This is a genomic window from Streptoalloteichus tenebrarius (assembly GCF_024171885.1).
GTDB lineage: Bacteria > Actinomycetota > Actinomycetes > Mycobacteriales > Pseudonocardiaceae > Streptoalloteichus > Streptoalloteichus tenebrarius.
This window is the reverse complement of record NZ_JAMTCP010000018.1, coordinates 97,415-118,044: the sequence shown is the minus strand read 5'-3', so window position 1 is coordinate 118,044 and position 20,630 is coordinate 97,415. Positions and strand designations below refer to the sequence as shown.

14 protein-coding genes and 1 other RNA gene are annotated in these 20,630 nt (G+C 71.1%); 9 read left to right on the top strand and 6 right to left on the bottom strand.

The annotated features are described in order from the left end of the window. Positions 1-1,565 precede the first annotated feature (1,565 nt). Positions 1,566-1,937, bottom strand: a transfer-messenger RNA (tmRNA) gene (ssrA, locus tag LX15_RS16840). Positions 1,938-2,247: 310 nt separating this feature from the next. On the opposite strand from ssrA, the gene LX15_RS16835 reads away from it, so the two are divergent. The 3 genes from LX15_RS16835 (at position 2,248) to LX15_RS16825 (ending at position 6,105) form a co-directional block, all read left to right on the top strand. After that, entirely contained in the window at positions 2,248-3,522 is a 1,275-nt protein-coding gene (locus LX15_RS16835; protein ID WP_253670543.1) for a sensor histidine kinase, read from the top strand. Then, positions 3,510-4,151: a response regulator gene (locus tag LX15_RS16830; protein ID WP_253670542.1), complete on the top strand. Its 642-nt coding sequence runs from the start codon at positions 3,510-3,512 to the stop codon at positions 4,149-4,151. The genes LX15_RS16835 and LX15_RS16830 overlap by 13 nt, the downstream gene beginning before the upstream one ends. Positions 4,152-4,764: 613 nt before the next feature. Further along, positions 4,765-6,105 (top strand): acyltransferase family protein, encoded by a 1,341-nt coding sequence (locus LX15_RS16825; RefSeq protein WP_253670541.1) that lies wholly within the window; start codon positions 4,765-4,767, stop codon positions 6,103-6,105. Here the strand turns inward: LX15_RS16825 and smpB are convergent, their stop codons facing one another. The 5 genes from smpB to LX15_RS16800 all read right to left on the bottom strand — a co-directional run bounded on the left by smpB (position 6,106) and on the right by LX15_RS16800 (position 11,032). After that, complete coding sequence (gene smpB, locus LX15_RS16820; RefSeq protein WP_253670540.1) at positions 6,106-6,582, bottom strand: SsrA-binding protein SmpB; 477 nt, start codon at positions 6,580-6,582, stop codon at positions 6,106-6,108. It lies immediately after the preceding gene. A 50-nt stretch (positions 6,583-6,632) separates the two neighbouring features. Further along, the gene (gene ftsX, locus LX15_RS16815) at positions 6,633-7,535 is read right to left on the bottom strand and encodes a permease-like cell division protein FtsX (protein WP_253670539.1); all 903 of its coding nucleotides are present in this window, start codon (positions 7,533-7,535) and stop codon (positions 6,633-6,635) included. Between the two features lie 56 nt (positions 7,536-7,591). After that, positions 7,592-8,281 (bottom strand): cell division ATP-binding protein FtsE, encoded by a 690-nt coding sequence (gene ftsE / locus LX15_RS16810; protein ID WP_253670538.1) that lies wholly within the window; start codon positions 8,279-8,281, stop codon positions 7,592-7,594. A 192-nt stretch (positions 8,282-8,473) separates the two neighbouring features. After that, positions 8,474-9,583: a peptide chain release factor 2 gene (prfB, locus tag LX15_RS16805; RefSeq protein ID WP_253670537.1), complete on the bottom strand. Its 1,110-nt coding sequence runs from the start codon at positions 9,581-9,583 to the stop codon at positions 8,474-8,476. A 951-nt stretch (positions 9,584-10,534) separates the two neighbouring features. Continuing rightward, positions 10,535-11,032, bottom strand: a complete 498-nt coding sequence (locus tag LX15_RS16800; protein WP_253670554.1) for a PadR family transcriptional regulator — start codon at positions 11,030-11,032, stop codon at positions 10,535-10,537. A 401-nt stretch (positions 11,033-11,433) separates the two neighbouring features. Between LX15_RS16800 and LX15_RS16795 the strand changes: the two genes are divergently transcribed. The 6 genes from LX15_RS16795 (at position 11,434) to LX15_RS16770 (ending at position 20,445) form a co-directional block, all read left to right on the top strand. Next, positions 11,434-12,408 (top strand): ABC transporter permease, encoded by a 975-nt coding sequence (locus tag LX15_RS16795; RefSeq protein ID WP_253670536.1) that lies wholly within the window; start codon positions 11,434-11,436, stop codon positions 12,406-12,408. A gap of 31 nt (positions 12,409-12,439) precedes the next feature. After that, positions 12,440-13,534, top strand: coding sequence for an ABC transporter permease (locus LX15_RS16790; protein ID WP_253670535.1), 1,095 nt, complete (start codon positions 12,440-12,442; stop codon positions 13,532-13,534). Next, complete coding sequence (locus LX15_RS16785; RefSeq protein ID WP_253670534.1) at positions 13,531-15,678, top strand: ABC transporter ATP-binding protein; 2,148 nt, start codon at positions 13,531-13,533, stop codon at positions 15,676-15,678. Before LX15_RS16790 ends, LX15_RS16785 begins: the two co-directional genes overlap by 4 nt. 137 nt (positions 15,679-15,815) lie before the next feature. Continuing rightward, on the top strand, positions 15,816-17,501 hold the full coding sequence (locus LX15_RS16780) for an ABC transporter family substrate-binding protein (protein WP_253670533.1): 1,686 nt from the start codon (positions 15,816-15,818) through the stop codon (positions 17,499-17,501). 229 nt (positions 17,502-17,730) lie between these two features. Further along, positions 17,731-19,413, top strand: coding sequence for an ABC transporter family substrate-binding protein (locus LX15_RS16775; protein ID WP_253670532.1), 1,683 nt, complete (start codon positions 17,731-17,733; stop codon positions 19,411-19,413). A gap of 84 nt (positions 19,414-19,497) precedes the next feature. Continuing rightward, complete coding sequence (locus LX15_RS16770) at positions 19,498-20,445, top strand: hypothetical protein (RefSeq protein WP_253670531.1); 948 nt, start codon at positions 19,498-19,500, stop codon at positions 20,443-20,445. The last annotated feature ends 185 nt before the right edge of the window (positions 20,446-20,630 follow it).

Sequence of the window (20,630 nt, the reverse complement as noted above, 5' to 3'; positions counted from 1 at the left end):
GTGGGGTCGAGGAAGAAGTCCGATGCCCCTGATGACGAGGCAAGGGGTGGTCCTCATGCCTGTCGCGGCAACCAGGCCCGACACGTGAAGGCGGCGGACGTCGCACGGAGGCCGAGGGCAGAGCCAAAAGACCCGTGGCGAAGAGCCAGGGCCAGGTGCCATCTGTCATCCCAACCAGCGCCCGCGAGGAGGCCGGCTGAGGCGGTCCGGGGGTCAAGGGCGAAGCCCGAAGGCGCCCACGATCTACAGCCAGGAGCGAGGTACCACCCCTGTCGCGGCAACCAGGGCACAACAGGTAAGTGGCGGGCATAGCCCAGGGCAAGGGCAAAGCCAGACCCACGGCAAAGAAGCCAAGGTGAGGTACCAGACCGGTCATGGCAACCAACGCCCACCAGGTCAGCGGCCCGCGCGGCCCAGCTCGAAGGCCCCCCCGAAGATCTCCGGCCAAGAGGCAGAAGGCCGTCTCCCTGCCTGCGGTGTCGACCAGGACCGGCTGTCGTGGGCGTCGTGAGGTCGAGGGCGAAGCCCGAAGACCCCACTGAAGAGCAGGGGCAACGTGCCCAAGCCGAGGTACGGCAACCAGCGCCCGCCAGGCGAGCGGCTGAGGCGGCCCAGGGTTGAGGGACGAAACCGAAAGGCCCCCGATGAAGAGCCCAGCAGGTGAGCAGCCGGGCTGGGAGGCGAGGTCGAGGACGAAGCCCGAAGACCTCCCAATGAACAGGCAGAGGCGAAGTGCCACGCCTGTCGCGGCAACCAACGCCCACCAGGTCAGCGGCCCGCGCGGCCCAGCTCAAGGCACCCCCGAAGATCTCCGGCCAAGAGACCGAAGGCCGTCTCCCTGCCTGCGGTGTCGACCAAGGCCCGTGTCGTGGAGGTCGTGGGGTCGAGGGCAAAACCCGAGATCCCGATGGAGAGCACCGCAGGTGAGCCGGCGTGACGCGCGGTCGAGGGACGAAGCCCAAAGACCCGACTCGTGAGCAGGGACAAGGCGGCAAGCCGGGGACCGCAACCAGCACCAGCAGGTGACCAGCCGGGGTAGGGGTCGAGGGCGAAGCCCGAAGACACCCCTGCGTGCAACAGAGGCAGAAGGCGTTCTCCCGGCCTGCGGTATTAACCAGGGCCCGGCCGTCATCAGGGTCGTGGGGTCGAGGACGAAGCCCGAAGACCAGGCTCGTGAGCAAGGACAAGACGCCAAGCCGGGGACCGCAACCAGCACCAGCAGGTGACCAGCCGGGTAAGGGTCGAGGGCGAAGCCCGAAGACACCCCTGCGTGTAACAGAGGCAGAAGGCGGTGTCCCTGCCTGCGGTGTCGACCAGGGCCCGTGTCGTGGGGGTCGTGAGGTCGAGGGCGAAGCCCGAAGACCCAGTCATGTGACAGAGGTGACGTGACAGAGGTGCGGGGCGAAGCCCAACGCGAGGGGAGAAGGGGCGCTGGTGAGGTGGTAGGTGAGGAGGCTGGGTCGTGAGGAGCTCGCACCGTGGGGGGTCTGGGGGGGCTCGGCCCCCCCCCAAAATGCGACGGGCGACCCAGGTCCACGCTTTCCGTGGACAGGGTCGCCCGTCGCCCGTGGAGGTGGCGGGAATCGAACCCGCGTCCTCCGTCGCCTCATCAGGGCTTCTCCGTGCGCAGTCCGCTGTGCCTCTACTCGGCCCCACCGGTCTCGCGGACAAGCCGGTGTGACGGGCCCAGTCGCTGTGAGTGTCCCGCCAGGTCCCGCGACCGAACCTGGCGGTGGAGCCTCCTCAATGATGCCGGACACCGGGTCGGAGGCTTTCCCGGGCCGACAACTTCGCTACCTAACCTCAGGCGGCGAGGGCGAAGTCAGCGCGACTCTTGTTGGCGCTTATTGGTTGTGCAGCGACGCTTGCGGTGGTCTCCTGCCTGCACCGGCACGCTTCCCCTGACTCAACGTCCGGAGTCGAAACCGTTCACCCCCCTGTCGTGGATCGGACACCAGCATAACGTCTGCCCCCGCCCAGATCATTCCCTTTCCGGGGTGACTCCGGGTCGGGCGACGTCCGCCCGTGCCGCCGGCGGGCACAACGCCGACGCCCCGGCGAACCTTCCCGGCCGGGAGCCCAGCCAACCGGCACCCGAGGTGGGGTTCGTCACCTCGGTCGCCTCCGGTCCCGCACGTGGTGGGGACAACCCCACCCCGAGGTCGGCAGCGTGCACGATGGTCCGGGCCGCGCCCCGCCGGGGATGCTGAGCCGGTCAGCACACGAGCGGGGAGGACCACGGGGGTCATGACCGACGACACGACGGCGCGAACGGAGCGCCGGCCGGGCGCGCTCACGGCGATCGCCCACCTGTTGATCAACTTCCCTGTCGGGTTGTTCTGGTTCGTGCTGCTCCTGCCGCTGATCGTGCTGGGCCTGGGGACGACGATCATCTGGGTCGGGGTGCCGCTGCTCTTCGTGACCATGGGCATCTGGCGGGGCGCCGCGCGGTTGGAGCGGGCCCGGCTGCGGCGGCTGGGGGTGAGCGTCCCGTCGCCCTACCGACCGGCGCCGGAGGGTGGCCTGCTGACGAAGTTGCGCGGCCTCGGCGCCGATCCGGCCACCTGGCGGGACCTGGGCTACCTGTTCCTGCTGTTCCCGCTGGGAATGATCGAGTTCGTCGCCTTCTTCACCCTGTCGGCGCTGTCGCTGGCCTTCCTGACCCTGCCGGTGTGGTTCCGGTTCCTGCCCGGCGGGTCCGCCCAGCTCTTCTACTTCGGACAGGACTTCGGGGCCGTCTACGTGGACTCGACGGCCGAGGCCCTGCCGTGGTCCCTGCTCGGCGTGGCGCTGCTGCTGCTCACCGGCTACCTGGCCCGCAAGGCGCTGTCCGCGCACGTGGGCGTGGCCACGGCGTTGCTGCGGCCGACCAGGGCGGCCGAGCTGGCGGCCAGGGCGGAGCACCTCCAGGCCAGCCGGGCCAGGGGCGTGGACGCCGCCGAGGCGGAGCGGCGACGGATCGAGCGCGACCTGCACGACGGCGCGCAGCAGCGGCTGGTGGCGCTGGCGATGGACCTGGGCAGGGCCAAGGCGAAGCTGGACAAGGACCCGGAGGGGGCGCGCGAGCTGATCGAGGAGGCGCACGTCGAGGCGAAGCAGGCCATCGCGGAGCTGCGCGACCTCGCCAGGGGCATCTACCCCGCGATCCTGACCGACCGGGGCCTGGACGCGGCGTTGTCCCCGTTGGCCGCGCGCTGCCCCGTGCCGGTGCACGTCACGGTCGAGCTGCCGCAACGCCCGCCCGCGGCGGTGGAGAGCATCGCGTACTTCACCGTGGCCGAGGCGCTGACCAACGTGGCGAAGTACGCGGAGGCCACCGCGGCGGCGGTCACCGTGCTCGGCACCGGGACCAGGGTCTACGTGGAGATCTTCGACGACGGGCGGGGCGGGGCCTCGGTGCGGCCGGGAGGGGGGCTTGCCGGGCTGGCCGACCGGGCTGCGACGATTGACGGCGTCGTGACCGTGGACAGCCCGCCGGGCGGGCCGACCAAGATCCGCGCGGAGCTGCCTTGCGTGTGGTGATCGCGGAGGACTCCGTCCTCCTGCGGGCCGGCGTCGAGAGACTGCTGGCCGACGAGGGGATCGAGACCGTCGCCGCCGTCGGCGACGGTCCCGGCCTGTTGGAGGCCGTGGACGAGCACCGACCCGACCTGGCGATCGTCGACGTGCGGATGCCGCCGACGTTCCGGGACGAGGGGCTGAGGGCGGCGCTGGAGGCCCGGCAGCGGTTCCCCGAGACCGCCGTGCTGGTGCTGTCGCAGTACGTGGAGGAGCGCTACGCCGTCGAGCTGATCGGCTCCGGCGCGTCCGGGGTGGGCTACCTGCTCAAGGAGCGGGTGGCCGACGTGGCGGACTTCGTCGACGCGGTGCAGCGGGTGGCGGACGGCGGCACGTCGATCGACCCCGAGGTGATCTCGCAGCTCCTGGGCCGGCGTCGCAACCCGCTGGACGCGTTGACCCCGCGCGAGTTGGAGGTGCTGGGGCTGATGGCCGAGGGGCGCTCCAACGCGGCGATCGCCAGGGGGCTGGTCGTCTCGGACGGCGCGGTGGAGAAGCACATCGGCAACATCTTCGCCAAGCTGGGCCTGGAGCCGACCTCCGACGAGCACCGCAGGGTGCGGGCGGTCCTCACCTACCTCAGCCACAGCTAGGACGCCCCGCGTCCCCTCTTCTCTCCCCCACACCCTCAGGTCAGCCCCCACCCGCCCTGGGGGGCGAGCCCTGCTCCAGCCTATCCGCCAACCACGGAGCGTCCAACAGCATCACGCTCCGCTGTGGATAACTCAGGCACCTGTGGATAACTCGCCCGCGCACCCCCTCGCGCGGCTCGCGATTCACCCGGCGAGGCTCACCATTCACCTCACAGGGCTCGCCACTTCACGTTGCGCCGACCCGTGTTTCGCTCGTTCGTGCAGCCAGACACCAGACCAGCACCCCCATAGGCGCTCCCGCCCCAGCACCCCACCGCTCCCGCACGCATCCAGCTTGACCTCGGCATCACACCCCGGGGTGTCACCCCCGCCGTGTCACAAGTGCGGCACCGGCCCTCTCCTCCTCACGCCCCCGGCTCCCGTCCCTGAGGCCGTCCCCTAGCCCGTTCGCGCGTCTCGGGGTGGGGCTGGCTCCACCCCGAGACCGGGGTTCGCTCCACCCTCCGAGGAGAGGCAGGCTCACCAGCGAAAACGGGCGCCAGCGGGCGTGTTTCGAGATCACTTCCTCGACAGGGTTGTGGGTGTCGAGACCCCGCCCCGAGGAGTGCGCACCGTGCTCGCCACGATCCCGAGACCCCAGCCCACCGCCGCCCGGACAACAGCCCTCCGGACGACCGCGCGCGATCCCCTGATCGACGTCCTGCGCACCGGCGCGCTGGCTCTCGTGGTGATCCAGCACTGGCTGCTGCCCGTCCTCGCCTTCGACGGCCGCGAACTCACGGCCGGCAACGCGCTGACCAGCCCGGGGTGGTGGGCGCTGACCTGGATCACCCAGGTCATGCCCCTCGTCTTCCTCGCGGGTGGCGCGGCCAACGCCCTGTCCTACCGCCGTCACCTTGCCAAGGGCGGCAACCCCGCGGAGTGGCTGTCCCGACGGGTGCGCCGGCTCGCCCTGCCGGTGCTCCCCCTGGCCGCGGTGTGGGTCCCGCTCCCCCACCTGCTGCTGGCGCTGGGCGCGCCGGAGCAGCCGGTCCGGTTGGCCGCCGGCATCGTCCCGCAGTTGCTGTGGTTCCTGGCCGCCTACCTGGGCGCGGTGGCGTTGACCCCGTGGGCCGTCCGCTGGCACGACCGGTCGGGGCTCTCGGTGCTGCTCGCCCTCTGCGGTGGCGCGCTGGTCGTCGACAGCCTCCAGTTCGGCGGCTTCCCGCCCGAGATCGGGTTCGCCAACGTCCTGCTGGTGTGGGGCGCCGTCCACCAGGTCGGTATCGCCTACGGCTCCCGGCGGGAGCCGGTCGTCCCGACGGCCCGGCAGGGCCTGCTGCTCGCCGGCGCCGGTTACGGGCTCCTGGCGCTGATGGTGGCGTTCGGCCCCTACCCGACGAGCATGATCGGACTGCCCGGGGCCGCGACGTCCAACATGAGCCCGCCCACCGCCTGCCTGCTCGCGCTGACCGTCGGCCAGCTCGGCCTCGTCGCGCTGGCGCGTCCCGCCCTGCTCGCGCTCGTTGCCCGTCGGCCCGTCGCCACCGCGCTCCGCTGGGCCGCTCCCCGCATGATGACGGTCTACCTGTGGCACATGACGGCGTTGACGCTGGTCGCCGGCGTGCTCGTGCTGGGCTTCGGTGTCGCGACGCCCACCCCGGGCAGCCTCGGCTGGGTGGTGGGGCTGGTGCCGTGGCTGGTGCTGCTGGCAATCACGCTGCGCCCGCTGTTGTCGCTGTTCGCCCGGTTCGAGCAGGAGCGCCCGTTCACGCCGGAGACCCGGACGTGGCCGGTCGCCGCCGGCGCCGGTCTGGTCGCCGCCGGCCTGCTCGGCCTGACCGTCGGGGGCTTCGCGCCGGCGACCGCGCCGGGCCTCACGGCCGAACTCGTCGAGGGTCCCCTGGTCTGGGTGGCCGCCGTGGCCGCCGGGGTGGCCCTGGTGAGCCGGCGGGCGGCCGAGCGCCGGCGCTGATCAGCGCCGGCCCTTGGCCGCCCTGCCGACCGCCCTGGCCATGTACCGCTGCGCGTCCCGCCTGGCCAGGTCCTGGCGCTTGTCGTAGGACTTCTTGCCCTTGGCCAGCGCCAGCTCGACCTTGACCTTGCCGTCCTTGAAGTACATCGACAGCGGGACCAGGCTGAGCCCGGACTCCTTGGTCTTGCCGATCAGCCGCAGGATCTCGTTGCGGTGCAGCAGCAGCTTGCGGTTGCGCCGGGGCTCGTGGTTGGTCCACGTGCCCTGGTCGTACTCGGGGATGTGCACGCCGCGCAGCCACACCTCGCCGTCGTCGACGGTGGCGAACGCGTCGACCAGGGAGGCACGCCCGGCGCGCAGGCTCTTCACCTCGGTGCCGACCAGCACGACGCCGGCCTCGTAGGTGTCCAGCACCGCGTAGTCGTGACGCGCCTTGCGGTTCGTCACGATCACCTTGTGCCCGCGTTCCCTGACCATGCCACCGACTCTACGTGCTTCGACCAGCGGTTTTCATCCCGACGCGCGACTCAGAGCCGCACGTAGAGGCGCAGCGTGACGTACCCGGTGATGGCCGAGACGACCATGGCGACCAGGATCAGGATCGGGGACACGTAGGCCACGTCCGCCATGCCCAGCTTGGGCACGATGCCCGCCTGGATGGGCGCCTCCAGCACCTTGTCGAGGAAGGTGGCCTTGCCGAGGAAGAGCCCGCCCACGGCGAGCACGGCGCCGATGAGGCCCGCGACCACCGCCTCGATGAGGAACGGGAGCTGGGTGTACCACCGTGTCGCGCCGACCAGCCGCATGATGCCGACCTCGGTCCGTCGGGTGAACGCGGAGAGCTGGATCGTGTTGGAGATCAGCAGCAGCGCGGCGAGCGCCTGGACCAGGGCGATCACGAACGTGGCGTTGCGGACGCCGGTCAGCACGCTGAACAGGCGCTTGAGGAACTCGCCCTGGTCGACGACGCGCTGCACGCCCGGCTTGCCGGAGAACTCCTGGCTGAGGGCGTCGAAGCGCTGGGTGTCCTTCAGCTTGACCCGGAACGAGGCGGGCAGCGCCTCCGGACGGGCCAGCTCGACCAGCTCGGGGTTGCCCTCGAAGATCCGCTTGAACCGGTCGTAGGCGGCGTCGCGGCTCTCGAACTCGACCGCCTCGACGTTGGAGTTGCCCTGGAGCGCCCTGCGCAGGCCCGAGCACGGGTCCTTCGCGCAGGTCTTGTCGTTCGCGCTGACGTCGTTGTTGAGGTAGACCGACACCTCGACCTTGTCCCGGTAGCGGTCGTCCATCTTGTCGATCAGCCGGACGACGAGCAGGCCACCGCCGAGCAGGCCCAGCGAGATCGCGGTCGTCAGGATCATCGCGATGGTCATCGTCACGTTCCGGCGCAGGCCGGTGATGACCTCGCTGAACACGAAACTGGCGCGCATCGGGGGAGGGTTCCTCAGGGGGTCGGGGGCGGGGGACGCTCTCGGGGGCCTCGACGTCAGCGACCGACGCCGTACACGCCGCGGCTGTCGTCGCGGATGACCTTGCCGAGCTGGAGCTCGACCACGCGGCGACGCATCGAGTCGACGATGGAGTGGTCGTGGGTGGCCATCAGCACGGTCGTGCCGGTGCGGTTGATCCGCTCCAGCAGCAGCATGATGTCCTGGCTGGTGTCGGGGTCCAGGTTTCCGGTCGGCTCGTCGGCCAGCAGCACCAGGGGCCGGTTCACGAACGCGCGGGCGATGGCCACCCGCTGCTGCTCGCCGCCGGACAGCTCGTGCGGCATCCGGTCCGCCTTGCCCTCCAGCCCGACCAGCTCCAGCACCTCGGGCACCACCTTCCTGATGGTGGGCCGGGGCTTGCCGATCACCTCGAGGGCGAAGGCGACGTTCTCGGCGACCGTCTTGTTCTGGAGGAGCCGGAAGTCCTGGAACACGCAGCCGATGCGTTGACGCAGCTTCGGCACGCGACGGCGCGGCAGCTTGGCCACGTCCCAGTCGGCGACCTCGACGACGCCCTTGGTGGGCACCTCCTCGCGCAGCAGCAGGCGCAGGAACGTGGACTTGCCGGACCCGGACGGACCGATCAAGAACACGAACTCGCCCTTGTCGACCCGCACGGAGACGTCCTGCAACGCGGGCCTCGTCGAGGTCTTGTAGACCTTGGTGACGTGTTCGAGCCGGATCACGAGGCGCGAGTCTACCTGCGACCGAACGGAGGACCCCGCCTCGCCCGTCCGAGTCAAGTTGACAGGACAGACGTCATCGCCCTGTGACCACTTCGCCGCACGCGTCCGGTCACCAGCCCGTTTCCCTCCGTCACCAAACTCACGATTGAGTGAACGGAGCGTGATCGGCGGCGCGCGGGAGGGCCGGGTCGGTCAGGCCTGGGTCTGGAGCTGGCGGCGCCAGCGGATGCCGGCCTCCAGGAAGCCGTCGATGTCCCCGTCGAGCACCGCGGTCGGGTTGCCCACCTCGTGCTCGGTGCGCAGGTCCTTGACCATCTGATAGGGGTGCAGCACGTAGGAGCGCATCTGGTTGCCCCAGCTCGACCCGCCGTCGCCCTTCAGGGCGTCGATCTTGGCCTGCTCCTCCTGGCGCTGCCGCTCCAGCAGCTTCGCCTGGAGGACGGCCATGGCGGTCGCCTTGTTCTGGAGCTGCGAGCGCTCGTTCTGGCAGGACACGACGATGCCGGTCGGGATGTGCGTGATGCGCACCGCCGAGTCGGTGGTGTTCACGCCCTGGCCGCCGGGGCCGGAGGAGCGGTAGACGTCGACGCGCAGGTCCTTCTCGTCGATGTCGACGTGGTCGGACTGCTCGACGACCGGGATCACCTCGACGCCGGCGAACGAGGTCTGGCGACGGCCCTGGTTGTCGAAGGGCGAGATGCGGACGAGCCGGTGCGTGCCCTGCTCCACGGACAGGGTGCCGTAGGCGTAGGGCGCCTTGACCCGGAACGTGGCGGACTTGATGCCGGCCTCCTCCGCGTAGGAGGTGTCGTAGACCTCCACGGGGTGGCCGTGCCGCTCGGCCCAGCGCAGGTACATGCGCATGAGCATCTCGGCGAAGTCGGCGGCGTCCACGCCACCGGCTTCGGCGCGGACCGTGACGAGCGCCTCGCGCTCGTCGTACTCGCCGGAGAGCAGCGTGCGGACCTCCAGCGAGGAGATCTCCTCGCGGAGCCGGGCCTGCTCGGCGTCGGCCTCGGCGACCATGTCGGCGTCGTCCTCGGCCTCGGCGAGCTCGTACATGACCTCGAGGTCGTCGAGGCGCTGCCGCAGCTCGGTCACCCTGCGCAGCTCGCCCTGCTTGTGGGAGAGCCGGCTGGTGACCTTCTGCGCGTTCTCCTGGTCGTCCCACAGGTCGGGGCGGGCGGCCTCGGCCTCCAGCGCCTCGACGTCAGCGCGCAGCTTCGCGAGGTCCATCACCGCCTCGACGCTGGCCAGCGTGGCGGAGAGGTCCTTGATGTCGGCGGCGACGTCCGGGTTCACAACACCCAAGGGTACGTGAGGCACGCCAGTCCTGACCGGGGGATGGCACCAACGACCGCGGGCGCGCCCCGCGCCCGTCTCCGCCGGCGCCCGGCGACCCGGTCCACCGGGCCCGCGCCCCTCACCCAGGTCAGCCCCCACCCGCCCTGGGGGGCGAGCCCCGCTCCACCCTACCGCCGATCAAGGCCGGAGCCGGCCCACCGCCCGTCGCCTGTGGAGGAATTCGGGTGACTGTGGATAGTCGTGGAAAGTCACGGAGCGTTGCCCACAGTCACCGGGAGACAGTGCGAGCGAGCAGAGACAACGCCACGAACAACCACGCACAACGCAGACAGACAGATGCGAGACACAGGACAGATTCAGACGGACAGGGATGGACACGGCCCGTCGCCCCAGGACAGTCGGGCCCGGCCTAACCAGCCCGCGAGGTCGAACACCGAGGCCCCTCCCCCAGACCAACGCGACTGACCACACCGCACCGGTCGACGTGGACTCCGAGCCCCAACCGCGCCAGGAACACTGACAGAAGGACAAAGAAAAGCTGTCAGGGCGTCACGGAGGCGAAGGCCCAGGACGGCACAGGCGACAACAAGACGCGATCGGCTCGCGTGAGCTCCTCACCAACGGTCCAATCTGGCATGTCCGCCCCAGCGGAGCGGACGCCGAGGCGCAACGGACACGAACCACGACGCGCCGGACACAACCACGAACGAAGAGCCACGCAGCCCGCGCACAGCGGAGGCCGGGCCGACCCGCGACAACGGATCGACCCGGCCTCCCGAGACCAGAACGGCCGACGACTGTCCGAAGGCGACAGTGCCGCTGCCCCTCGCGCCGGGAACCCCGGCGGAGCCGGACCCCCAGGAGAGCGGACCAGCCCCGACGGGGACCGCGTGACGCTCCCCCGCCGGGTCCGACCGGCTCACCGACGTCCGGCGCGGGCCCGCCGACTCACTTGCTGACGGCGTCCAGCAGCTTCAGCACGGCCCGGATGTGCGCCACGGTGAAGTCCGCCGCGGCCTTGGCGTACGGGTCCTCCAGCGCCTTCGCGGCGGCCTTCGCCTCGTCCAGCTTGGCGGTGTAGGCGGCCCGCGCGGAGTCCACCAGGGCCACGCGCTGCTTCGGGCTCAGGCTCCCGGCGTGCACCAGCCGCAGGATGAGCGGGCTGCGGAGCTGGTCGGGGCCCGGCTCGGCGGCCAGCCAGTTCTTGAAGGCGCGCTTGCCGGCCGCCGTGATCACGTACTGCTGGCTCGACCGCGGGCCCTGCTTGCCCAGGCGCAGCAGACCGGCGTCGGCCAGCGCGGGCAGCTCGCGGTACACCTGGCTCCTGGTGACGCTGAAGAAGCCGCCGAACCGCTCGGTGGCCGCGGCCACGAGCTGGCCGCCCGTCATCGGACCCTCGTGCAGCAGGCCCAGCAGGGCCGCAGCGGTGGCGTTCAGCGTGTTCAGCTCGGTCACCTTTCCCACGGTGCCACGGCTTTCCCCGGCTGTCCACAGTGGTCGGCCGGTGTGTCCACTGTGGTTCGACGAGGTTGCGCCAACCGGCGGACGACACGCCCACGTTCGTCGGCCACCACTTGTCGCATACGGTGTGTGCCCAGCCGACCGCGCTCCGCGTCCAACAGCTCCGGTCCCCCGCTGGTCACCGACGACCCGAGAGGGGCGGGGACCCCGGAGGGGAACGCCGCCGCGACCTCCACGGGCCGCGCCGCGTTTCCCCCCGATCGGCCCTACCGTCGGATGCGGAGTGTGACATTAACCTCACCGGGTGATTCTGCGGGCCGGGCCGCGGTGCGGGTGCTTCCGGCTGGTAGACGACCTGCCGAGACGGACCGTGGAGGTGGCGGAACGTGGCCGGTTTCCTGCTGCGCCGACTGGCCAACTACGTCGTGCTGTGCCTGGTCGCGACGTTCCTCGCCTTCACCCTGGCCTCGCTGACCTTCGACCCGCTGGCCAAGCTCAACGAGCGCAACCCGCCCCCGCCGGCGAGCGTGATCGAGGCCAAGCGCAGGGACCTGCGCCTCGACGAGCCCGTCCCCCAGCGCTTCGTCGCGTGGATGAGCGGGGTGGCGCGCGGGGACTTCGGCAACACGGCCACCGACCAGCCGATCACCGCCGAGCTGGGCCGGCGCGTGGGCGTGAGCCTGCGGCTGTTCCTGATCGGCACCCTCCTCGGCGTCACGCTCGGCGTGCTGGTGGGCGTGGTGAGCGCGGTGCGGCAGTACCGCTTCGGCGACTACTTCGCGACGCTGTTCTCGTTCCTGGTCCTGTCCACACCGGTCTTCCTGATCGGAACGTTGCTCAAGTTCGGCGCGTTGCGGCTCAACCAGGGGTTCGGCTTCACGGTCCTCTACTTCACCGGTGAGGCGGACCCGAGCTTCCAGGGCGGTTGGGCCGCCGCGCTGCTGGACCGGTTGCGGCACCTCGTGCTGCCGACGCTGGCGATCGCGCTGCACCAGATCGCCTTCTACAGCCGCTACCAACGCAGCGCGATGCTCGACGTGCTGGGCAGCGACTTCCTCCGCACCGCGCAGGCGAAGGGCCTCACGCGGCGCAGGGCGCTGTTCCGGCACGGCCTGCGCACCGCGCTGATCCCGATGGCCACCCTGTTCGCGTTCAGCTTCGGGCTCCTGATCACCGGTGGCGTGTTCACCGAGCGGATCTTCGGCTGGTTCGGCATGGGCGACTGGCTCGTCTACGGGGTGGAGCAGCAGGACACCAACATCGTCGCCACCGTCACCCTGTTCGTCGCGGTGCTGGTCCTGGTCTCCGGGTGGCTGTCCGACGTGCTCTACGCGGCGCTGGACCCCCGGGTCCGTGTCTGAGGGGCCCGAGGGAGGGGGAGGAACCTTGTCCGTGACACTCGACGACACCGACTCCGCGGGGACGTCCGGCGCGGCCGGCGGCGGACCGGTGGACGCGTCGGTGGAGCCGACCCGCGCGCTCACCAGGAGCCGCCTGGTCGTCCGCCGCTTCCTGCGCAACCGGCTGGCCCTGGTGGGGCTGGTCGTGATCGCGCTGCTCTACGTGCTGGCGTTCGCCTCCCCGATGTTCGCGCCGTGGACCCACGCGCAGCAGGACTACACGGCCTTCCTGCGGCCACCGGGCGGCAGCCACTGGTTCGGCACCACGCAGATCGGCGAGGACGTCTTCGCGCAGACCATGCGCGGCCTCCAGAAGTCGCTGACCATCGGCCTGCTCGTCGGGGTGATCTCCACGGCCATGGCCGCGCTGGTCGGCGCGACCGCCGGGTACTTCGGCGGGTGGGTGGACCGCGTTCTCATGTGGCTGGTCGACCTGCTGCTCGTGCTGCCGTCCTTCCTGATCATCTCGATCGCCAGCCCGGCCTTCCGGGGGCGGTCGTGGTTGTTGTTCGTCGTGCTGCTGGCCCTGTTCGGCTGGATGATGACCGCGCGCATCGTGCGCGGCATGACGATGACGTTGCGGGAGCGGGAGTTCGTCAAGGCCGCGCGGTTCATGGGCCAGTCGCCGCTGCGCATCATCGTGCGGCACATCGTGCCCAACATGGCCTCCCTGCTCATCATCGACGCGACGATCAACGTGGGCGCGGCGGTGCTGGCCGAGACGGGGCTGAGCTACTTCGGCTTCGGCGTGCAGCCGCCGGACGTCTCGCTGGGCACGCTCATCGCGGCCGGGACGCGGTCCGCGCTCACGTTCCCGTGGCTGTTCCTGTTCGCCGGCGGGTTCCTGGTCGTGACGGTGCTCTCGGTGAACTGGGTGGGCGACGGGCTGCGGGACGCCCTCGACCCGACCTCGACCAGGGCACGGCGGCGGGAACGGCGGCGGCGCCGGGTGGACGCCGGGCCGACCACGCCGACCACGCAGTCCGCGCCGACCACGCAGTCCGCGTCGACCGCGCCGTCCGCGTCGACCCCGTCGATCGGATCGAGCCACCGTCCACAGAGCACCGACGACGGGAGCGCCGGATGACCGCCGCCGACACCCTCCTCGACCCCGACGGGCCGGGGACGACCGGCCCCGTGCTGGAGGTCAGCGACCTCACGGTCTCCTTCCCGAGCGAGGCCGGCCGGGTGCGGGCCGTGCGCGGCCTGAGCTACCACGTGAACGCCGGCGAGGTGCTGGGCGTCGTCGGCGAGTCCGGCTCCGGCAAGTCGGTGTCGTCGATGGCGGTGATGGGCCTGTTGCCGGACACCGCCCGCGTCTCCGGCTCGATCCGGTTCCGGGGCAGGGAGCTGCTCGGCCTGTCCGACGTGGAGCTGTCCCGCGTCCGCGGCCACCAGGTCGCGATGGTGTTCCAGGACCCGCTGTCCGCGCTCACCCCGGTGTACACGGTGGGCGAGCAGGTCGCCGAGGCCGTGCTGGTGCACGGGCGTGGCCGGGTGTCGCGGGCCGAGGCGGCCCGCCGCGCGGTCGAGCTGCTCGACCTGGTCGGCATCCCCCGCGCCGCGGAGCGGGCCAGGGCGTTCCCGCACGAGTTCTCCGGCGGCATGCGGCAGCGGGTGGTGATCGCGATGGCGATCGCCAACGACCCCGACCTGATCATCGCCGACGAGCCGACCACGGCGTTGGACGTCACGGTGCAGGCGCAGGTGCTGGAGGTCCTCAAGACCGCGCAGGAGGTGACGGGCGCGGCGATCGTGCTCATCACCCACGACCTGGGCGTGGTCGCGGGCTTCGCGGACCGGCTGATGGTCATGTACGCGGGCAGGGCGGTGGAGACCGGTTCGGTCGACGAGATCTACCGGCACCCCCGCATGCCCTACACCCTGGGCCTGCTCGGGGCGCTGCCCCGGCTCGACGCGACGGGCCGGCAGCCGCTGGTGCCGATCGAGGGGCAGCCGCCCTCCCTGGTGGACCTGCCGCCGGGCTGCCCGTTCGCCCCGCGCTGCCCCATGGCGGCCCCGGAGTGCACGGCGGAGGAGCCGGCGCTGGTCCCGGTGCCCGACGCCGAGGCTGCCGCCCCGACCCCGCACCGCGCGGCGTGCGTCCGGATGGGCGAGATCGCCCGCGTCGACGCGACACCGGAGGAGGTCTACGAGGTCGAGGCCGAGGTGCCCGAGCCGGAGATCGCCCGGGTTCCCCGCGCCGAGCGCACGACCGTGCTCGACGTGCGCGACCTCGTCAAGCACTTCCCGCTCACCAGGGGGACGCTGTTCCGGCGTCGGGTGGGCACGGTGCGGGCGGTGGACGGCGTCAGCTTCGACATCCGGGAGGGCGAGACGCTGGGCCTGGTCGGCGAGTCCGGCTGCGGCAAGACCACGACGCTGCTGGAGATCCTCGGCCTTGAGCCGCCCATGGGCGGCAGCGTCACCGTCCTCGGCAAGGACGTGTCCACTTTGGACAGGAAGGCGCGCAAGGCCGTCCGGGCGGACCTCCAGGTGGTGTTCCAGGACCCGATGGCCTCGCTGGACCCCCGGATGCCGGTCGGCGACATCCTCGCCGAGCCGCTGCGGGTCCACGGCCACGACCGGCGGAGCATCGCCCGGCGGGTGCCGGAGCTGCTGCGGCTGGTGGGCCTGCGCCCCGAGCACGCCGAGCGCTACCCCGCCGAGTTCTCGGGCGGCCAGCGCCAACGGATCGGGATCGCGCGGGCGCTGGCGCTGGAACCCCGGCTGGTCGTGTTGGACGAGCCGGTGTCCGCGCTGGACGTCTCCATCCAGGCCGGCGTCATCAACCTGCTCGACGAGCTGAGGGCCGAGCTGGGCCTGGCCTACCTGTTCGTCGCCCACGACCTGTCGGTGGTGCGGCACATCGCCGACCGCGTCGCCGTGATGTACCTGGGCAGGATCGTCGAGATCGGCGCGGTGGACGCGGTCTTCGACACCCCGGGCCACCCCTACACCCAGGCCCTGTTGTCCGCGATCCCGATCCCGGACCCGGAGCGGGAGCGCCGCAGGGAACGGATCATCCTCGCCGGCGACCTGCCCAGTCCGGCCGACCCGCCGTCGGGCTGTCGCTTCCGGACCCGGTGCTTCCTGCACGCCGGGTTGTCCGAGAAGGACCGGAGGCGGTGTGTGGAGGTCGACCCGGTGCTGGAGCGGCACACCGACGCCACGGGGCCCGTCGACCACGAGGTCGCCTGTCACTTCACGACCGTCCGCCGGGTGGTCTGAACCTCACGGTGGTCTGAACGGGTAAATGATCGCCGAACCTCCTGCCGCGCCACCCGTGCCGCGCCTAGGTTGGCGCCGGCCGACCCCCCGGGGCGGGGACACCCGCGGGGCGGCGTCTGGAGAGGGAGGTTCGACAGGTGAGACGGGCACGACGTGGCCTCGTCCTGGCACTCGCCCCGCTGACGGCCGTCGTGATGGCGGTGTCCGGGTGCTCCGGGGACTCCGGCGGCGGCGAGATCAAGGGCGCCCAGGAACAACCCAAGGGCGTCAACGACATCAACCCCCGGGACCCGGGGTCCCTCAAGGACGGAGGAGACCTGCGGTGGCCGCTGGACCGGCTGCCGGACAACTTCAACCGCAACCAGGTCGACGGCACCGACGGCTACGCCAAGCGCGTCATGGACGCTCTGATGCCCCATGCGTTCCGGGCCAAGGCTGACGGCGGCGTCGCGGTGGACACCAACTACTTCGAGTCCATCGAGCTGACGTCGAAGCAGCCGCAGGTGGTCACCTACCGGATCAACCCGAAGGCGAGCTGGGACGACGGCACGCCGATCACGTGGGAGGACCTCGCCGCCCAGGCGCGGGCGCTCAGCGGCACGGACCCCGCGTTCCGGGTGGGCAGCAGCTCGGGGTACCGGGAGGTCGAGCGGGTCGAGAAGGGGCGGGACGACCGGGAGGCCAAGGTCACCTTCCGCGCTCCCTACGGCGAGTGGCGCGCGTTGTTCGCCGACCTGTACCCGAAGTCGACCAACACCGATCCCGCCGTGTTCAACCAGGGCTGGGTGGAGCGACCGGTGCTGACCGCGGGGCCGTTCCGGGTGGAGTCGGTGGACCGCACGGGGAAGACGATCATCCTGGCGCGCAACGACCGGTGGTGGGGCCCCCGGCCCCGCCTGGACCGCATCGTGTTCCGGGTGCTGGAGCGCGGCGCGCTGCCCGACGCGCTGGCCAACAAGGAGATCGACTTCTACGAGATCGGCTCCAACGTCGACCTGTTCCAGCGGGCGAAGGGCATCGCGGACGTCCAGATCCGGCAGGCGCTGCAACCGAAGTACAACCTGACGTTGTTCAACGGCGCCCCCGGTTCGGTGTTCGCCGACCCGAAACTGCGCGTGGCGGTGCAGCGCGGGATCAACCGCGAGGTGCTCACCAGGGCTCTGGTCGGGCAGATCCTGCCGGACGCCAAACCGCTGGGGAACCACGTCTTCGCCGAGGGGACGAAGGACTACCGGGACCACTCGGGCGAGGTCGGCTTCGACCCCGACCGGGCGCGGCGGGAACTCGACGAGCTGGGTTGGAAGGCGGAGGGCGACGTCCGCCGCAAGGACGGCCGCGAGCTGGCCGTGCGATTCGTGATGTCGGCCAACAACCCGTTCAACGAGCAGGTGTCCAAGCTCTACCAGGACCAGCTCCGGCAGATCGGGGTGAAGCTGGTGATCCAGCCGGTGCCCAGCTCGGAGTTCAGCAAGAACCACCTCGTCGTGGGCAACTTCGACATCGCGCCGATCGCGTGGGAGCTCTCCCCGTTCCCGATCGACGGCAACACCTCGGTCTACCGCCTCGCGAACGACGTGCAGCAGAACTACGGCAGGGTTGGCAACGACTCGATCAACCGCCTGTTCGAGGAGGCCGGCAGGGAGCTGGACGACGCCCGCCGCGCCGAGCTGGCCAACCGGATCGACGAGGAGGTCTGGCGGGCGGGGCACAGCGTCCCGCTGTACCAGGTCCCCGACGCGGTGGCGGTCAGGAGCACGCTCGCCAACACCGGGGCGTTCGGCTTCGCCGACCGTGACTACACGGCGATCGGCTTCACCGGCTGACACCGTCGGTCTCCCCCGTTCGGGTCCGGGTGCTCAGCCACCCGGACCCGATTCTTTCGGTGGTCGCCGAAAACTCCGCGGAGTGCTTGACCAGAAAAGCGGACGCCGAAACGTCGGCGCGCGAACTGTTATGTCGCCGTGCCCCGACTCCACCCCCGCTCTCCTAGAGTGACGCGGACCACTCGACCCGCCGATTTCCGTGCGGGGAAACGAGGAAAGGGGACGACGCGTGAGCCGAGCACGACACCGCTGGTCCGTCATGGTCGTCCCGCTCGTCGCGGCCGCCTTGCTGGCGAGCGCCTGCGGCGGCGGGACGGGAGAGGGCGCCACCCAGCCCCAGCAGGCCGGCCGCAACGACATCAACCCCCGGCCGGTGGCGGAGCTGAAGGACGGCGGGGAGCTGAAGCTGGCCGTCAACGGCTACCCGGTGACGTTCAACTATCTCCACGTCAACGGCAACGAGGCCGACATCTTCGACGTCGTCACGTCGCTCATGCCGACGCCGGTCCGGTTCGAGGCGGACGGCACCGCGGTGGCGGACGGGAACTACCTGGAGTCCATGGAGCTGACCTCCAGGGACCCGCAGGTGGTGACCTTCCGGCTCAACCAGAAGGCCCACTGGTCCGACGGCACGCCGATCACCTGGGAGGACTACCGCTCCCAGTGGCGGGCGATGAACAGGTCCAACCCGGAGTACCAGATCTCGGCGGCCAACGGGTACGAGGCGATCGGCTCGGTCGAGCGCGGCCGGGACGACTTCGAGGCGGTCATCACCTTCTCCCGGAAGTTCGCCGACTGGAAGTCGATCTACGAGATCCTCTACCCGAAGTCGATGACGGGCGACCCCGCCTCGTTCAACACCGGGTGGAAGGACCGCCCCCTGCTGACCGGCGGGGCCTTCCGGGTCGCCGAGGTGAATCCCGGCGCGAAGACCGTCAGCGTGGTGCGCGACGAGTCCTGGTGGGGAGACAAGCCCAAACTCGACCGCATCGTCTTCCGCACGGTGCCCAACGACGGCCAGATCGACGCGCTGGCCAACGGTGAGCTGGACGTCGTCGACATCGCCGACGACCTGAACGCCTACCAGCGGGCGACGGCGCTGTCCACGATCGACCTCCGCAGGGCGCTCGCGCCCAACTACCGGCACATCACCTTCAACGGCGCCAAGGGCGCGATCCTGGAGGACGTCGAACTCCGGCTGGCCCTCCAGAAGGCCATCGACCGCACGGTGATGACGAACGCGATGGTCGGGCAGATCAGCCCCGGCATCAAACCGCTCAACAACCACATCTACGTGGAGGGTCTGAAGCACTACAAGGACAACTCCGGTCTGGTCGCCCACGACCCCGAGGCGGCGAAACGCAAACTCGACGAGCTGGGCTGGAAACTGGAGGGCGAGGTCAGGAAGAAGGACGGCAGGGAACTGCGGATCCGCGACCTGATCCCGGCGAACAAGACCAGCAGCGAGCAGGAGGCCAAGCTGGTGCAGCAGCAGCTCGGCCAGATCGGGGTGAAGGTCGAGATCGTCTCGGTCCCGATCGGCGACTTCTTCGAGAAGCACGTGAAGAAGGGCAACTTCGACCTCACCCACTTCGCGTGGATCGGCACGCCGTTCCCCATCACCTCCTCCGGCGGGATCTACAAGCTCCAGGACCAGATGCAGCAGAACTACGGGAGGATCGGGAACGAGAAGATCAACGAGCTGTACGAGCGGGCCACCGAGGAACTCGACGAGCAGAAGGCCGCGGACCTGGCCAACCAGCTCGACGAGGAGATCTGGAAGTCGGGCCACTCGCTGGTCACCTACCAGCGCCCCGACGTCGTCGCGGTCCGCAAGGGCCTGGCGAACGTCGGCGCCCACGGCTTCCAGCGCCCCACGCCCTACTCGAAGATCGGCTATGTGAACGGCTGAGCCGCCGGCGGGTCGGGTCCGTCCTCGGATGGACCCGACCCGCCAACGCGGCCCACGTCAGCCGCCCCTTGAGGAGGAGACAGCGTGTCGACGGCACGGCCGGGAGTGGGCCAGGTGTGGCGGGTGCGGGCGGTGCGCCACGACGTCCTCGCCACGGCGCTCGTCCTCGGGGTGTGCCTGGTCGTGGGCCTGTTCTCCTGGTTGACCTTCGACGAGGCGCGCGGCGGTGTGCGACCGCTGACCGCCAGGGCGACCGGCGAGGTCCTCCGCGTCGCAGACGGCGCGGTGGACGTCACGTGGTCGCTTCCCGACGGCGGGGTCGGCGCCGCCTCGGTCCCCCTCGCGGTCGCGCCACCGCCCGCGGGCGCCCGGGTCGAGGTCGCCTACGCCCCGGACGACCCCCGCCTGGCGATCGTGCCCGGCGCGGCGGTGCTGGCCAGCATGGACCGCGGCGCGAGCGGGATCGCCTTCAGTGCCCTGGTGGCGGCCGGCGTGGTCGCCGTCGGGGCGTGGCGTCTCGTCACCCGCGCCCGGCTCCGGCGCCGACCCGCCCTGCCCGCCGTCGTGCGCCGCGTCCGGCTGCGCCGGGGCCTGATGGCGCGGTCGTGGCTGGAGACCGAGTCCGACCCCCCGCGCTGGATCCCGGTGTGCTTCGACCCCGCGCTGGTCACGATGCCCTCCCCCGCCGAGGTGCTGCTGCTCGGTGACCCGGCGCGGGACCGGCTCGTCGGGGCCAGGGTCGACGGCGTCCTCCTGCTCCCGTCCGGCCGGGTCACGTCCCGTGAGCCCCGGGGCGGTCGCACCGACTTCCCGACCCGCCCCGACGACGAGGCCCCGGCCAGGGCGGCGGTGGCGGGCCGGCTGCGCCGGCAGCTCCGGGTGGACGCCGCGCTCCTGGTGCCCGCGCCCCTCGTCGGCCTGTTCTGGGCCTATCTCGACGGCGGCGGCCTCGGGGTCTGGGTGGCGGCCACGGCCGTGGCCGCCACCGTGGCCCTGTGGTGGGCGAGCGTGCGCGGCTCCGACCCCACCTGACGGGCGCACGCGGGTGACCCCTGGAGGAGTGAGCGGCTCAGCCACCCGTCCCGCATCCGTGCGTCCCCCACACGTCAGGGCTAGTCGCGGCCACGTGGGTGACCCCCTCCTCGGGGCAATTGCCACTGCCCGTGGTGCCCGCCCCGGCTCCCCCTAGCGCCACCAGGTGCAACTCACCCGCCCAG

What these genes read in the sequence shown, in the direction of transcription:
- LX15_RS16835 (WP_253670543.1), top strand. Translation starts at nt 2,248, where the DNA reads ATGACCGACGACACGACGGCGCGAACGGAGCGCCGGCCGGGCGCGCTC.
- smpB (WP_253670540.1), bottom strand. Translation starts at nt 6,582, where the DNA reads ATGGTCAGGGAACGCGGGCACAAGGTGATCGTGACGAACCGCAAGGCG.
- ftsX (WP_253670539.1), bottom strand. Translation starts at nt 7,535, where the DNA reads ATGCGCGCCAGTTTCGTGTTCAGCGAGGTCATCACCGGCCTGCGCCGG.
- LX15_RS16785 (WP_253670534.1), top strand. Translation starts at nt 13,531, where the DNA reads ATGACCGCCGCCGACACCCTCCTCGACCCCGACGGGCCGGGGACGACC.